18 protein-coding genes are annotated in these 14,270 nt (G+C 63.0%); 4 read left to right on the top strand and 14 right to left on the bottom strand.

Annotation, left to right across the window (positions count from 1 at the left end):
* Positions 1-174: 174 nt before the first annotated feature.
* From C6W92_RS18135 to C6W92_RS04495, 5 genes are all read right to left on the bottom strand, one after another.
* Complete coding sequence (locus C6W92_RS18135; protein ID WP_277815881.1) at positions 175-303, bottom strand: hypothetical protein; 129 nt, start codon at positions 301-303, stop codon at positions 175-177.
* Between the two features lie 25 nt (positions 304-328).
* The gene (locus tag C6W92_RS04510) at positions 329-688 is read right to left on the bottom strand and encodes a hypothetical protein (protein ID WP_129431850.1); all 360 of its coding nucleotides are present in this window, start codon (positions 686-688) and stop codon (positions 329-331) included.
* A 144-nt stretch (positions 689-832) separates the two neighbouring features.
* Entirely contained in the window at positions 833-1,498 is a 666-nt protein-coding gene (locus C6W92_RS04505; RefSeq protein ID WP_129431849.1) for an alanine racemase, read from the bottom strand.
* Positions 1,495-2,694 carry a DUF1611 domain-containing protein gene (locus C6W92_RS04500; RefSeq protein ID WP_129431848.1) on the bottom strand — a complete coding sequence of 400 codons (1,200 nt, stop codon included), beginning with the start codon at positions 2,692-2,694 and terminating at the stop codon, positions 1,495-1,497. The genes C6W92_RS04505 and C6W92_RS04500 overlap by 4 nt, the downstream gene beginning before the upstream one ends.
* Positions 2,695-3,084: 390 nt before the next feature.
* A complete protein-coding gene (locus C6W92_RS04495) occupies positions 3,085-3,435 on the bottom strand; it encodes a hypothetical protein (protein ID WP_129431847.1) in 351 nt (116 codons plus the stop codon).
* A gap of 427 nt (positions 3,436-3,862) precedes the next feature.
* Between C6W92_RS04495 and C6W92_RS04490 the strand changes: the two genes are divergently transcribed.
* Positions 3,863-4,282, top strand: a complete 420-nt coding sequence (locus C6W92_RS04490) for a hypothetical protein (protein ID WP_129431846.1) — start codon at positions 3,863-3,865, stop codon at positions 4,280-4,282.
* A gap of 64 nt (positions 4,283-4,346) precedes the next feature.
* Here the strand turns inward: C6W92_RS04490 and C6W92_RS04485 are convergent, their stop codons facing one another.
* From C6W92_RS04485 to C6W92_RS04465, 5 genes are all read right to left on the bottom strand, one after another.
* Positions 4,347-4,538: a Thivi_2564 family membrane protein gene (locus C6W92_RS04485; protein ID WP_129431845.1), complete on the bottom strand. Its 192-nt coding sequence runs from the start codon at positions 4,536-4,538 to the stop codon at positions 4,347-4,349.
* 99 nt (positions 4,539-4,637) lie between these two features.
* Positions 4,638-4,850 (bottom strand): DUF3185 family protein, encoded by a 213-nt coding sequence (locus C6W92_RS04480; protein WP_129431844.1) that lies wholly within the window; start codon positions 4,848-4,850, stop codon positions 4,638-4,640.
* A 774-nt stretch (positions 4,851-5,624) separates the two neighbouring features.
* Complete coding sequence (locus tag C6W92_RS04475; RefSeq protein WP_164989169.1) at positions 5,625-5,972, bottom strand: hypothetical protein; 348 nt, start codon at positions 5,970-5,972, stop codon at positions 5,625-5,627.
* 74 nt (positions 5,973-6,046) lie between these two features.
* Positions 6,047-6,919, bottom strand: coding sequence for a PHB depolymerase family esterase (locus tag C6W92_RS04470; protein WP_164989168.1), 873 nt, complete (start codon positions 6,917-6,919; stop codon positions 6,047-6,049).
* A 407-nt stretch (positions 6,920-7,326) separates the two neighbouring features.
* Positions 7,327-7,848: a hypothetical protein gene (locus C6W92_RS04465; RefSeq protein ID WP_241691071.1), complete on the bottom strand. Its 522-nt coding sequence runs from the start codon at positions 7,846-7,848 to the stop codon at positions 7,327-7,329.
* Positions 7,849-8,197: 349 nt separating this feature from the next.
* On the opposite strand from C6W92_RS04465, the gene C6W92_RS04460 reads away from it, so the two are divergent.
* Complete coding sequence (locus tag C6W92_RS04460; RefSeq protein ID WP_129431842.1) at positions 8,198-9,790, top strand: OmpA family protein; 1,593 nt, start codon at positions 8,198-8,200, stop codon at positions 9,788-9,790.
* Positions 9,791-9,901: 111 nt separating this feature from the next.
* Here the strand turns inward: C6W92_RS04460 and C6W92_RS04455 are convergent, their stop codons facing one another.
* Complete coding sequence (locus C6W92_RS04455; RefSeq protein ID WP_129431891.1) at positions 9,902-10,135, bottom strand: hypothetical protein; 234 nt, start codon at positions 10,133-10,135, stop codon at positions 9,902-9,904.
* A 176-nt stretch (positions 10,136-10,311) separates the two neighbouring features.
* Between C6W92_RS04455 and C6W92_RS04450 the strand changes: the two genes are divergently transcribed.
* Entirely contained in the window at positions 10,312-11,043 is a 732-nt protein-coding gene (locus C6W92_RS04450) for a Crp/Fnr family transcriptional regulator (protein ID WP_129431841.1), read from the top strand.
* Positions 11,044-11,097: 54 nt separating this feature from the next.
* On the opposite strand, the gene C6W92_RS04445 is transcribed toward C6W92_RS04450, so the two are convergent.
* The gene (locus C6W92_RS04445; protein ID WP_129431840.1) at positions 11,098-11,292 is read right to left on the bottom strand and encodes a hypothetical protein; all 195 of its coding nucleotides are present in this window, start codon (positions 11,290-11,292) and stop codon (positions 11,098-11,100) included.
* A gap of 355 nt (positions 11,293-11,647) precedes the next feature.
* On the opposite strand from C6W92_RS04445, the gene C6W92_RS04440 reads away from it, so the two are divergent.
* Positions 11,648-11,806, top strand: a complete 159-nt coding sequence (locus tag C6W92_RS04440; protein ID WP_129431839.1) for an entericidin — start codon at positions 11,648-11,650, stop codon at positions 11,804-11,806.
* 71 nt (positions 11,807-11,877) lie between these two features.
* On the opposite strand, the gene C6W92_RS04435 is transcribed toward C6W92_RS04440, so the two are convergent.
* The gene (locus C6W92_RS04435; protein WP_129431890.1) at positions 11,878-12,843 is read right to left on the bottom strand and encodes a fatty acid desaturase; all 966 of its coding nucleotides are present in this window, start codon (positions 12,841-12,843) and stop codon (positions 11,878-11,880) included.
* Between the two features lie 654 nt (positions 12,844-13,497).
* Positions 13,498-14,103 (bottom strand): hypothetical protein, encoded by a 606-nt coding sequence (locus C6W92_RS04430; protein ID WP_241691070.1) that lies wholly within the window; start codon positions 14,101-14,103, stop codon positions 13,498-13,500.
* Positions 14,104-14,270: the final 167 nt, after the last annotated feature.

The following is a 14,270-nucleotide window of genomic DNA, read 5'->3' as shown; positions in this document are numbered from 1 at the left end:
CCAGAATTTGACCTTGCATCGAAGGCAATTGCGCTCCTTGGGCGTGTCATTCAACGCGCTGGGTGGTTGGTATATCTCGGTGACTTCGGTTTTCATCTATGGGTCTCATTCGGGGTGACGTGACACGGAATCTGGCCGGAAAGCACGTTCGCTCGCCGGCGCAGAGAGCGACGTTCAGACTTTCGGGGCCGGCTTCCGGGGCGGATCGTTCGGCGCTTTCGTTGCGGTTTCCTTTTCCGGTTTCTTGTCTGATTTCGCCTTGTCCAGGTCGGCGGTCTTCTTTGTCAGGTCGTTGAAAGACATGGGTTCATCGTTTGGTTGGGTAGAGTCATATCCGGCCCGGGATTGGGCGCGGGATCGGTTCGGGCCTGTCCGCATACCACCAGCGCGGGATAGCTTTGTCACGGGTGTTTGCGGCGTCTCGTTTGACAGCGGGTGTGGTGTGAAAGGATTTTGTGACGGCAGGTGTGGTCATGGCCCGCATGAGCGCGCCATAGCGCAGGCGCATCCGGACCTCGCTGCCCACCCGTAGAGACATATCCTTGCTGTCGACAATCAGATGATCGCTGGTTGCACCGAGAAAACGGAGGCCCGCGTCAAAGCCGAGCCCCTCGGGATCGGTATCCTGTTGGCCGACCGCGAGGACAGCGCGTGTCCGGCCATCGGCCTCCCCGATCAGGCTCGGCATCGCCCGCCCCGCGCCGGTCATGGGCGAGGGCTGCCAAAGCGGCTTGCATTTCGCCTCGATTACCTCTGCCACGAGCGTGAAGGCGTCCGTGTGCAGGCCCGGGATCGGCCGCCCGGGGGCGGGATCGGTGCCCAGAAGGATCGCCTAGCCCAGACGCAGGTTGTTGATGCGCCCCGGTGGCCCTTGACCGAGTGCCCATGTCAGATTGGCCGACGCGCCGCCCGACACGGTTTCCAGCATCGGACCACATGCGCCTTCGATGTCATTGGCCAGATCGGAAAGCATGGCCATGGCTGCCGCATCCGGCGCAACATCGCCGAGGCAGGAAAAATTCGCGGCAATACCTTTCAAGGCGAGACCCGGTTTACCGGTGACGTAGGTCGAGATACGCACCAGTTGGGCAGGCAGGATGCCATCGCGCATATCCCCCATTTCGACCAGCAGGACCACATTGTGGATGACGCCGCGCCGCACGGCGGCCTCGGACAGGGCCGCGAGGATCTCCGGCTCGGTATTGTAGCTTGTCTCGCAATTCCTGACGATCTGGCGAACCTCGCTCCGCATCGGGGGGCGGATCATCGTGATCGGACAGGTGAGACCGGCCCGGCGCAGACGCTGGATATTCGCAAGCCGTGCATCGGCCAGACCTGTCGCACCCCCGGCAAGCATCGCCCCGGCGAGAGCCGGACATCCGCAAACGGCCTTGGTGACACCGGTCAAGGTGATGCCGCGGCGAGCCAGATGCGTGACCAGGGTCCGCGTGTTCTCGCGAATCTTGTCGAGGTCGATCTCGATGCGGGGCGTGGTCATTGCGCGGCCGAGACGCGACTTTCCCGCAAGCAGGGACAGGCCGCGAGAACCATCGCGACCAGATCCGCAGCCGGTCGGGCGAGGGCATCGCTGACCGGCAAGGCCAGATCGCGCCGACACCGCGTGATGGTCGCATCCAGATCCGCCTCGGTCATGTCCTCGTGATCGATCGTCACGCCGATTACCCTTGTATCGGCGAAGGCTTCGATCAGCGCGATTTCCTGGGCCGGGTCAGGCATGGCCATGCCCGGAAAGTCGCAGCGATGCGCGCGCGCCGGGGCGTGCTGAAGGATGACCGCCTGCGGCTGGCTGCCGCGCAGGATGAAGGCGGAGGTGCAAAAGGCCGGATGGCTGAGCGCCCCCTGCCCTTCGATCACGATGACCTCGGGCCGCTCGTCCCGCGATGCGGCAAGGATCACGCGCTCAAGTTCTCCGCAGCAGAACTGCGGTGGCACGGCATCCATAGCGACCCCATATTTGGCCCCCTGCATGAGACCGGTCTGCCCGGTGCCTATAAGGACCGTGCTGATTCCGGCCGCGTTCAGGGCATTGGTCAAGACCGTGGCGGTCGTCCGTTTGCCGATCGCGCAATCGGTCCCCAGAACGGCGATGCGGATCGCCACGACATCGGCGACGCTGCCATCAAAGAGGCGCATATCCTTGCCTGGCCGGGGCTTGCGGATATCACGGATGGTGACATTGCCGAACGCCGCGACCGCGGCGATTTCGGGATCATCGCCCAGATATTCATGCAAGCCGCTGACGATGTTCATGCCAAGCGCAATAGCATCGAGCACGACGCCGCGATCCTCGGCGGACAGCTTGCCGTCGGACGGGGCCATGCCGTAGATCAGCGTGTCGGGGATCGTGGGCTCATGCGCGATGGCCGCCTGAATATCCCCGAGCACGGGAATGCCGTTGCGTGCATTATCGAGAATTTCGCCGCTGTCGCGCCCGCTATGCGTGCTGTCGATCACTGAAACGATGCGATAGGCCTGCGAATGGCGGACGAGGCCGTTAGCGGTCTTGCCGTCGATCCCGGCGAAGTTGCCCTCGCAATAGATGATTGCCGTGGGGGTGGGAGGGACGACCGGCGCGCCGGATCGCGTGGCGAGGTACGGGCCGTGCGCGGGCGGGGCTTGCGCGCCACGTGCATTGGGTCGCTTGGTCTGCAAGGCTCTGTCTTCGATATCCATCGATGGCTCCTGTCTGGATTGCTCAAAAGGGTTCAGGTGAAGATTGCGAGCGACACGGACCTAATTGTTGAGCACGCATTGCCCCGGGACCGCTTAAAGTTCTTGTTGCACGCCCAGCGGTTGCCGGTCCGGTTGAGATGGGCGTTGGCCGGCACCACGACCGGCACGCAAGCCGTCCCCTCGCGCCTGAAAGTCCGGGCGCATTCCCATCCATCGCCGTAACTGCGTGCATGGGCATTGTCCGGCGCGGACCTGGCCTGGGCGAACGAGGGGGATGCCGTAGGCGCGAAGGCACTGATCATAAGCCCGAGGGTGAGGATCGTCAGTCCCGGCTGATCGGCCCGTTTGATGGGCATGGCGGCCAACGGCCGCACAGCAGGCGAAGTGGTATCACGACGCATCCACGTCCAGCCCTTTCAGACAGGCCTGTGCGATGTCCCTGTCAACATCCACAGAGCCGGGCATGGTGGCCCAGCCGGTGTCCATGAGGGCATCGCGCTGCTTGTAACTGGTCGCGGTCCGGATCGTCTCGAGCTTGCGGGCCCGTTGGGGATCGGTTCCGGTCATGTCGAGACAGACCGGCACGAGGGCGGCGACCACATCGTCATGGGAGCGGGTCATCGCGCTTTCGCGAGCCTTGGCACCGGTGACCCACCCGCCCCATGCGAAGCCGACGACGACGACGATTGCGCCGATCACGGCCCCATAGAGACCGGGCTTGAGCCATTCAGGAGTATTCATATCATATCCTCCGGCGGTCAGAAGGTCCGCCTTTGTGGTTTCAGGTGTCGGTGTCGCGATCAGGTCCGCGCATCGATCCGGGGATCGTTTCGTTGGTGGGGCACGCCCTTCGGGGCTGGAACGCATCGCCACGCCCCGCTTTGCAGGGGGCACCACAGCGACGATCAACGGATCGACTTGTTCTCCAATTTGAGACTAGCGCAGACCCGGGCACGCCGTGCTGACCCATGTTAGCGTGGTGTCGAACTGCGGGTTTTGGGCAGGGCGTGCCACGCCGCAAGAGATATGTCGCGACGGGCTGATCTGCGTCAGTCCGCGCCCCGCGCCTATCGCTAGGATCCCCGCGACCGGGGGTGGTCGGCTCGCGTTCTTGGCCGGGATGCGTCCCGCCAATGCAGCACGCCCCCGTCCAATGGAGGAAACACCCATGTCCGCATCGACGATGCTCAACCCCAACAACCCCGATTTCGAGCGGTTTCTCTATGCTCCGGTAGGCGAGGACCGGGCCGGCAGCACCGTCAGTGTTCTCTCGGTGCTGGCGCGGCTCAACCTCGATCCATGGGCGGAGACGGCAGAGCTTGCCGCCTTGAGCCGCGAGGCCGCGGGCGCGCGCCTGAGCCTCTTGCTGTCGCGCTGTCGCGACGTGCCCCTGCTCGAGCGAGACCATGAGGCGGTGGCCGATGACCTGACCCACCTGCTGCCCGCGCGCACTGCGCGCGTGAAACCATCGAGCGACGGCACGCCGACGGGAAGAACGATGTCGTGGAGCACCCTCCTCGCGATCCTGGCGGTGGTGTACATGCTGGTCCAAACGTTATTCCTGGGCGCATCGGGATCGGGCGGCTAACCTTTTCCACGGTCCCTGCCAAGGCCCTCAGTCAAGACCCAATGGCAAAACCTGCCCATGCGTCTCAGCCACCGACCTGGATTGAGCCGAGGTCGCCAAGCAGCCCGAAGCCGCGCAACAGCCACAGGATCACGAGGATCACGACGACCACGTTCAGGATCGACTTTATCTTGCGATCCATCGGCAGGTAGGTGTTGATTGCCCAGAGGGCGACGCCAACGACGACAAGCGTGACGATGAGATTGGCTAGTGACATCAATGGACTCCTTGTATTGAAACTATGGTCGCGCAGCGGCGGGCAGATTGTGCGAAAGATGCAGTCGCATCCGCCGTACCCGGTGACCCGCCCTCTTCTTCAGTTGCGAAGCAGACCCCGCACGAGCAGTGCCCCGCCCGCCACGACGCCAACAAGACCGGCGATCATGAACCACATCGTGTCTCCCGAGAATCGGCCGGTCATCGCCTCGGTCATCTGATCGACCGGCGTGTTGGTTCCCCTCCATGCGAAGAAAAGCAGCACGGTGCCCAGGACAAACGCGACAAGACCGATGATGTTTGACTGTGTCATTGTGTGATCTCCTGAGACGGGTATCTTCCGGCGCGACACATGTGCCGCAGCGGCGCAATTCCCCGACCCTTGGCCCCCGCGAGATGCGGCGGTGAGGGGTCAACATGGCGGTTTCCCGCGCGACCGCACTTACCTGGATCAGCCCGGCCACGATACACCCGCGCCACCGGGGGCAGCTCGCGAGCCTTTCTCTGCCGATACTGATCCATGTTGTTTCGCAGGTTGGGCGAAGCGCCAGTGTTGTGCGAAGGGATGCCAATGTTGGTGACCCCGAACGGGACAGGCACCCAAATGAACCGGATCATCTATCTCGTAGGGCTGATCGTGATCATCGTGTTCGTCCTGGGCCTTCTGGGACTTCGCTGAACGCAACCACTCTTCGCCGCACGCAAAAATGACACCGGCCAGCGTCGGTCCGATGACGCCGGTCTGCTCTGCCGCTCGCGGCCTTCTTTCTGGCGCGCCGGTCCTGATGGTTTCGCAACGAACCCCTTACACTAATGCAGGTTAGTGTCCGGGCTGTCGCATCGGATCAAGCTAATGATTTGTGGCGCGCGCTCTTACAGGATCTCCGTTCCTCGCCAAGCCACGCGTCAAGGATTGCTTCAAAACGACCTGAGGCATCCTTCGAAAAGAATTCGGCAAGGGCAAGGTGGCCATGCGCAAAGCCTGAGCCCCGTGCCGGATGGCCCCGCCGCCTTTTACCTCGTGCGGCGGGGCCCGATATCTCATGGATCGCCCTGCATCGCGACGTGAAGACAGGAGGTGCCGGGCCTAGGACAAGGGCGTCTGCTGGTGCACCATCCGCCGCCACGTGCCATTGTCGTTCAGGTAAGAGGACGTGCAAAGCGCCTCATAGATCGGCGTGTCGTCGCGCTCGGCGGACACATGATAGGCCAGGATGGCCACGTCCTTTTCGCTGGTGAAACAATGCTCGGAGAATGCAACCGTGCGCCAGCGCTGCGCGACCTGGCTTTCCCGCCAGATGTCGTTACCCCGCAGGATGCCCACCGGGTACGGAAAGACAAGAACGGCTCCTTTGGCCGTCATCGACCGCGCGCTGTCCGCGCCTTCGGTCCAGAACCGCTCTTCCATGGCCCAAAGCGTGTCTTCATCTGTCATGGTCCCATCCCTTTCCTTGAAATTTCAACTTTCGTGGCGTGGCCCTGGTCTCTCTCAGGATCAGCGAACCCGTCTCAGGGCGGCTTGTCCAGAAAGAAACGCACCATCTGCGCCGAGGCATCCGGACCTTTCGTGTCGGTGTAGGATCCCGCCGCGCGGCCCCCGGACCAGGCGTGTCCGGAGCCCTCGATCATCCACAGCTCTATCAGGACCGCGCCCTTGGGGTCCGCGTAGAAACTACGGTAATAGTCACGCCCGCGCACGGACCGCTTGCCCACTCTGGTGGGCGCGACATCCTCGCCCATCTCTGCCGCGACGATAAATCCGGCATTGAGCGGGTTGACCGAGCGGTCGTCTGCACCCTGGAAAATGATCCGGCGCACCGGCCCTGCCCGCGTGACGGCGATGGCGGCAATTCCGGTGGGCGCGCCGCCGCTATGCATTGCCGACATCGCCGAAAGCGTATCCCATGCCGCCCCCCGCGCAAGGCCGGAATGCACCCCGGCGGCGGCAAAGACATCCGGGTAGACATCTGCAAGGATTGTCGCCATCGCACCACCTGCCGAGAGCCCGGCCACGAAGACATCATCGCGGCCCAGGCCGAATTCGCGCATCAGCTTGCGCGTCAGCGCGGCGAGAATGGCGGGCTCTCCGGTGCCGCGCATCTGGTGGCGTGGTTTGAACCAGTTCCAGCACGCCCCACGATTTTGCCGCTTGGTCTGCGCCGGATAAGCCAAGGCAAGCCCATGCTTTTCGGCCAGGGCATTCATATGCGTACCGGTGGCAAAATCCTCCGGGGTCTGGTTGCAACCATGCAGCATCAGGATGAGGCCCTTGGGCCGGTCGGGATGGCTGGCCGGCAGATAGAGCCGGAAGCTACGAGAGCCCGCAGCGCTTCGATGCCTGCGGGTCAGGTATTGCGCCTCCGATGGAATGCGGGGGGACATCTGGCCGCTCTCTGCTCGGGTGGCGCCCCCCGTCGCAAGCGTCGGCATATCCCGTAACCGCCGGATCACGGCTCCCATCCGGCGTTTGACCTTGCCCGCCCCGGATGCGTCCGTGTCGGCCGTTGTCGCGGGTCTGAACGTCCTGAAAGGCAGCAATGCCGTCTCGACAACAAGGTCGCTCAGTGCCGTCTGGAGCGACAGTGCCGGTCGGATCAGGCTGCCTGGCCATTGCATTGCTTGTGTCGCGGTCGTGAGAACATTTATCATTCGGGAAGCCTCCGGTAGGTCGATATCCGGTCGGGCATGGGGCGAATGCCCTGCGCGCCGGTCCTTGCCTTTCGGAAACCTGTCCCGAATCAGAAAAACGCCGGTCCGACAGATGTCGGACCGGCGTCTCATATCAGCGATTATTCCTCGATGCGCTCCACAATGGCCGTCGCGTAAGCATCAACGAGAGCGGTGTAGAAATCGTCCTGGGACGGGGCCACGGTGACCCAGCCATCGGGCATCTCGCGCTCTGCGCTGGTGGCCGTCATGCGCAGGGCGTAGCTGCCGATCTGGGAATCGGGGTCGTCCGCCTTGTTGGTCGCTTCGGGATCGTTGCCCCCTTCATGCGTGGTCACGGTGCCCTCGAGCGTGTTGAATTCGCCCGAATCCGGCAACACCGTGTCGCCATCGACCGAAACCTTGTTGATCTCGACCGAGATCCGCGGCGCGTCGGCCTTGTCATCAATGTTCAGCTTCGAACTGATCGCGGTGGCGAGGTCTTCGTCCAGGCTTGGCCAGAACTTGAGGACATTGGCTTCCTCATAGGAACTCAGGTCAGATGTGACCTCTACACCGGAGAGGGTTTTTTCCAACGCGGCCAGCGGGCCGGCGGCGGCCAGCGCGAATACGCTGCAAAGAACTGTGGTCTTGAAAAGGTTCATTTGGATTGTCCTTGATTTCACCATCATCGCCAGATGCCTCTGCGGTGCCCTGATGGGCATGCCGCACGGCTCCTGCTCGGATGTGATGTCAGGTGTGAAGGTCTGCGGACGACTTATCGTTTCGCCCGTTCGTTCCTTATGTATCGCAGGGTTCACGACCACTGGCACTTACATGCATCAGCCTGTCCGCGTTCCTTCCGGGCTAGCTTGGGCATGATCGGGCGCGTACGGCATGGCACCCCTCACGGACGATAACGACCCATTTGTCTGGAAAAATGCCGGGCCGCTGTCGATGCGCTGGAGTGATATCCGCGACGCTTATCCTGACCCCCTTTGAGAGGAAGACGACATGACACGCAATTCCCTAAAATCGACCACTGCAATTCTCGCTGCCATCTCGTTGCTGCAACCAGTCCCGTCGCTGGCACAAGCCAACGCGAACACTGCCGATGCCGAAACACACGCAGAAACAGTGGACGACGAGGGAGCACTTGCCGCAGCCGTGACGGTGGCTGAAAACCTTGTCGACGACGCTGCGGCCCAGATCGAGGCCGAGGCGGAAGCCGAAGCACAGGCAGAGGTTGACGCTGCGGCAGCGGATCAGACCGAGGCAGAAGCGGAAGCAGAGGCCCTGGCGGCGGAGGAAGCCGAGGCAGAGGCCGACGCAGCGGCAGCGGATCAGGCCGAGGCAGAAGCGAAGGCAGCCGCAGAGGCCCACGCCGAGGCAGAAGCGGAAGCAGAGGCCCTGGCGGCGGAGGAAGCCGAGGCAAAGGCCGACGCAGCGGCAGCGGATAAGGCCGAGGAAGATGCGGCGGCGGCGGCTGACGCCCGCGCAGAGGCAGAAGCGGAAGCAGAGGCTCTGGCGGCGGAGGAAGCCGAGGCACTCGCGGCCGAGGTCGATGACGAAACTCCGGCCGACGTGACGACCGAGACGATCACCGAAGATACAAGCCGTTCGAGCGATGAAGAGTTCGACGAATGGAACCCTGAAAATCAGCAGGACACCCTCACCCAACAGAATGCCGCACCACAAGCGAAGTCCGATAGCGGAATGAGCGATCTGCAAAAGGCAGGTCTGCTCGCGCTCGGCGCGGCGGTGGTCGGCGGGATCCTGTTGAACGGTCAGCGCGTCGAGGCGAATACCGGGGACCGGGTCATCGTCGTGGATGACGACAATGACTACCGTATCCTAAAGGACGACGATGCGTTGCTTCGTCAGCCTGGTTCGGATGTGCGCACCCAGCGGTTTAGCGACGGCTCCACGCGCACCAATGTCATGCGCAGCGATGGAACCGAGATCGTCACCATCCGCGATTCCCGCGGGCGCGTCCTGAGGCGCGTTCTGATCGAGACGGACGGGCGCGAATATGTGCTGTTCGACGACACCCAGGAGTTTGCGCCGGTGGTGGTTCGTGACCTTCCCGAACCGAAAGTCGACACTTACGACTATCAGGCTGCCAGCGACCGTGAGAGCCTGCGCGCGGCCCTGCTTGCGGCCGACCAGCGCGACATCGGACGCAGCTTCAGCCTGCAACAGGTGCGCGAAATCTATGAAGTGCGGAAGTTGAGCCCCGAGATCAACCTCCAGAACGTGACCTTCGCCACCGCGTCTGCCGCGATCCAGCCGTCGCAGGCAGAGCAGTTGCGGCAGATGGGCCTGCTGATGCGCGACATCATCGCCGAGGATCCGACCGAAGTGTTTCTGATCGAGGGCTATACCGATGCGATCGGAGAGCCGGGCTACAACCTGCTGCTGTCCGATCGGCGCGCCGAGTCCGTGGCGCTCGCATTCAATGAGTATTTCGATGTGCCGACCGAGAACATGGTCGTGCAGGGCTATGGCGAACGTTTCTTGAAAATCCCCACGCAGCAGGCCGAACGCGTCAACCGCCGTGTCGCCGTCCGCCGGATCACGACGCTGATGCGCGATAGCGGGAGGTGATCAAGCGGGGCCGTCAGGATGCCGGATTGTCGGTCAAAACCGCAGCCCCGCCGGCGTCGCCCGGCGGGGCTGCCCCGAATGCGTCTTTTCCCCGGCCCCTGGCGCGGGACCTCAGGGCCGTCGCACCGAGTTGCCCCCATTCAGAATTCCGTTGATCAGTGCAGCCACCTCGGCGTGCAGTGCATCGTCGTCGCCTGCCGGTGCATTTTCATGCGCGGCGGCCGCATCCTTGAGAATGCCCACGATCTCTTTCTCGGGCAGGATATTGCGGTCATTCATGGCAAGCAGCAACGACTCACAAATCGCCAAGGCGGCCGTTCCGGCAGTGTCGTTGTAAAGGGGCATGTCAGCTTCTCTTTTCAAATCGAGATCAATGTGCCGGCCCTCATTGACCTGCAACATCGTTCGATCATAAACGTTTTCTGTTAGCGAGGGCTGATGCAAAGCAGTTTTGCCCACTCATTTCCCGGCTATCCGCATTCGTACGCCCGCCTGCCGAGACTTTAGCAATGGAAGCGAGAATGGTGCTATTGAACAGCCCGTTGACCCGAAAACTCTCGGCCTTCGTCGCCCTGTCGGAGGTCGATCTCGAGACGCTGGCGCGGTTTCACCGACGCCGCCGCTCTTTTTTGCCGGGGCACGAGATGATCCATGAGGGTCAACCGAACGCCTCCGCCTTCATCCTGGCCGAGGGCTGGGCGCTGTCCTACAAGATTCTGCCCGATGGCGAGCGGCAGATCGTGGATTTCCAGGTTCCGGGCGATTTCCTGGGGCTGCGCAGCATCCTGTTCCGCACATCCGATCACAGCATCGAGGCGGTCACGCGCATCGAGGCGTCCGAGGTTCTCGCCTCGGATATTCTCGATGCCTTCGCGCATGCGCCGCGGCTGGCCACCGCCGTTCTCTGGGCGGCCTCGCGGGACGAGGCGATGGTGGTGGAGCATCTGGTCAATATCGGTCGCCGCTCGGCCGAGGAACGCATGGCGCATTTTCTGCTCGAACTCGGGTCACGGCTGATACTCGTGGGGCTGGGGGACAAGACCGGCTTTGCCTGTCCGCTGACGCAGTATCATCTTGCCGACGCGCTCGGGCTGAGCGCCGTGCACGTAAACCGGGTGCTGCGCCATCTGCGCGATGACGGGCTTGTCGCCTTCCAGAAGGGGCAGGTGGTCTTCGACGATATCGACGGCCTGCGCGAGCTGGCGGGGTTTGACACGGGCTACCTCGATCAGGACGGACCGCTCCTGCGCTGACGCGCCGCCCCGGCAGGTGCTGCCGGAGGGGCACCGTTTCCAACTGAGCGAAGCTTATGCCAGCGCGTGCGTGGCCGAGTCGAGTTCGCGGTTGCATTCGCCGTCATTCTTCGCCGTGTGCGCCTTCTCGGCTGCCTGGAGGTGCTTCATCGCCGAGTCCTTCTTGGGGCCGGCGGTGGCTCCGTCGCAGGCCGCCTTGACGCTCTTCATCTTGTCGGCGGTGCTCAGTGCGGGTGTTTTCGAGTCCATGGAATGGATCCTTTCAAGCGTCTGTACGAATTGACGAGGCTTCCTGCCGGGCCGGGCTGGAGGCCGGTTCACCGGCAGAAAGCCTCGCCGTCACTCGCAACAAACATCCGACGGCTGAATGGTCTGCCGTCAACAAGAACCCTACACGGTTCGCTCCGGTGCGGGACTGATCCAGGTTGGTATCTGACGCGAAAATCGGCACGAGCCGCCCGGCGCTTTGATTTTTCATGGCCGAGACGGAAAGGTCCGGCGCGATGGCTGATACAGGTAAGCGCCCGCGTTCGCGAACCGGTGTAGGGATGACCAAGCAGATCGCGGCAGATGCCGCTTTGATCCGCTGCAAGGAGAGATCAAGATGAAAACCTCATGGTTCACGACAGCGCCCCTTCTCACACTCGCCATCGTCACTGCCTTCTTGCTGCAGGGGTGCAGCACAACCGCCGGGATCGGCCGTGACGTCTCCGCCGGGGCGGACGCCATCACCGAATCCGCCGAGGCGAACAAGACCTACTGAGCCGCGCCATCGGCGCAGCCCGGCTGGCATGTGTACCCGCCTTCAGGTGACCGGGTGTCCCGTTGCAATGCTCAGGCGGCACTCGCCCGCGCTTCGGCAAAGGACAGCAGCCGGCCGCGCTGTTCGTCCCAGAGGTGAAGCCGCGCGCAGCGCAGGCTTTCCCAAAACGTGATGCGCTTGGACTGCGCCAGCAGGTCGTGATCCTCGATCACCTCGGGCAGGCGGTAGAACGGGATGCGGCTTGCCAGGTGATGCACGTGGTGGACACCGATATTGCCGGTGATCCAGCGCAGCACGCCGGGCAGCGCGTAGTGCGAACTGCCGTGCAGGGCCGCCTCCTGAATGTTCCAGTCTTCGTCGTACTCCCAGCTGGTTTCCTCGAACTGGTGCTGCACATAGAAAAACCACATGCCTGCCATCGCGGCCAGAAGCATCGTCGGCAGGAACACGAACAGTAGGACATCCCAACCGCCCAGCCAGACAATGACGGTCAGTGTCAGACCGATAGCGGCATTCGTCGCCATGGCGCTCAACCAGTAGCGCCACCCCGACCGCATCAGGTGGACGGGCAACCGATTCTGAACGAAGAACGTGTAGAACGGCACCACCCCGAACAGAAAGACGGGATTGCGGACGAGGCGATAAAGCGCCCGGTCGCGCCAACCCTTTTCCTGGTATTCCCGAACGGTCAGCGTCGGCAGGTCGCCGATGCCCCGCCGGTCGAGATTGCCGGTGGTGGCGTGGTGGATCGCGTGGGTCTTGCGCCAGACATCATAGGGCGTGAGCGTGAGCACGCCGATCCCGCGTCCGATCCAGTCGCACAGGCGCCGGTCGCGAAACAGCGAGCCGTGCCCGCAATCGTGCTGGATGATGAACAGGCGCAGCAGGAACGCCGAGTTTGCCAGGGCAAGCGCCACAGCCAACACGGTACTGATCGAGAGCATCCACCAGGCCACCGCCCATATCCCGACGAAAGGTGCAAGCGTGACGGCCAACTCGAATATACTACGAGAGGGGATGGGTTGACGATATTTCATCAGCGACCGCGTCCAGTCCGACGCGGCGGGCGGGCTCTCCGGCTGTGCACCGGTCACGCCGGAGCAAGGCTGGGTGTCAGAGGACACGGCTGGGACCGGCGCGCGCGGCGCTCGGGACGGAGCACCCTTGCGTCCGGGGTCTTGCAGCATGTCCTGTTCGTTGGGTTGCGTGACCCTCTCTTGGCAGGGTCTTGGCGAGTCTGTCATTGAAGGTTCCTTATCCTTCGTCGTCATGTGTATCACCCCGGCGGATTTCCAAAGGGTTGCCGCCGCTGATGTTTCGGTCAAGGCTTGCCACCACGGCCCGGTGCGTTCTCGGTTTACCTCGGCACCGATGACGACCTGATGACTCGTCGCGGCACGGGGCATCCCCCGTGATCCGGCATTCCGGCAACCGCAATCGACCGCGCGGAACAGGCCGATTCGAGCCTGTTGACCGGGACGCTGGCACAAAATCCGCGATGCCATACTGATCCAAAGCAGCTTTTGCGTCGAAAATCCGACCACAACGCCCCGGCGCATGAACCGTTCACAGCGCAGCCTGTCATGCCAGCCACGCCTGTAACCTCGGCACATCCTTCGCTTCGGCAATGCGCGCGGAAGGCCTCTGCAAGCGCGTTGTCTTGCATCACGCGCGTTTTGCGTCGTCACACCTCAGGTCTTGACTGGCATCCCCTCGTTCTCCGCGGCCCGGATCGAAGCCTCGTCCCGCCGGGTCATCGTTGCCGTTTTCAAACCCGTCGCGTCATCCCCGGTTCGCGGAGTCCGCGAACCGGAATAGAGATGCCGAAGCTGCGCTTCGCTGACACCGTCGGCCTCCATCACGAGAAGGACAAGCGGATCGCCCAGCATTTCCTCCAGGAAAAGGTCCGTCAGTTTCTTGCCCGTCACCTTGTCTCGCGCGCGTGCGCGGTCGAGGTCGATCAGCGAAACGGTCAGTATCCGGGCAAGACCGGGATGCGATTGCCGGGTGTGCAATTTCACCATGACAGAGGCTTTCCATGCGTCCGGGTCAAGTAGATCGGGAGGCGCAAAGTGTTCGGTTTCAATCTCATATGCGCCCGCTGGCAGCGTTTCATCGAAACCCGGAACGCTAAAGGGCTGTGCGAACACGGCAATCGTCTTGGTGGTCTGGTTCATCGCTGCATTCCTCTCGTATTCTCTGAATTCGGTGTCCGGTCCATCGCGGGGTGTGTCCGCCCCGAGACGTCGTCTTTCGCTGGCCTTGTGCACGCGACCCGACACCTCGGCGAGCGCCATCCCAAAGCCCGTCATCCGCTTGGTTCGCCTCGGCCCGAGGGGGTGGTCCTGAGCGGGGTCATTCGGGCGTACTCATTCGAAGCCTTTCCGAATGCCCCGACCGACCAGGTAGATCCCGGTGGTGCGATAAACCGCGAAGCTGATGCCCCGGCGACGCGCCTCCGCTT

The sequence above is a fragment of the Roseovarius sp. A46 genome (assembly GCF_004126395.1).
GTDB lineage: Bacteria > Pseudomonadota > Alphaproteobacteria > Rhodobacterales > Rhodobacteraceae > Roseovarius > Roseovarius nitratireducens.
This window is presented reverse-complemented; position numbering and strand designations above follow the sequence as displayed.